Genomic DNA, 281 nt, shown 5'->3' with positions numbered 1-281 from the left:
CCTCACTATTTAGCATAGTTTTCCCTTTTTTTGTTTCACTATGTAAATCATCTTCTATCTTTTCAGTTAAAGCACCATTCACATACACGAACATATCTCCACCAATATCACTTCTCTTAGCCTTTCCAGCTGTTTCAGTAATATTAGTCTCAGGAGCAGAAAACTCTATATTCTTACCCTGAGTATCCAACTTATTCACATTGCCATTCTATCGGTAAGCAGGATGCTCTCATCTTCGGTAAAGATGAGCTTATGTCCACTTGAAGCCTTGGGCTGAGGCA

General features: G+C 38.8%; 1 pseudogene. It reads right to left on the bottom strand.

Going from position 1 to position 281, the window contains the following annotated elements:
- Positions 1 to 199: pseudogene (locus tag HMPREF9075_RS13445) on the bottom strand (hypothetical protein); the annotation flags it as partial.
- Positions 200 to 281: the final 82 nt, after the last annotated feature.

This window comes from Capnocytophaga sp. oral taxon 332 str. F0381, assembly GCF_000318275.2.
Lineage (GTDB): Bacteria > Bacteroidota > Bacteroidia > Flavobacteriales > Flavobacteriaceae > Capnocytophaga > Capnocytophaga bilenii.
This window is presented reverse-complemented; position numbering and strand designations above follow the sequence as displayed.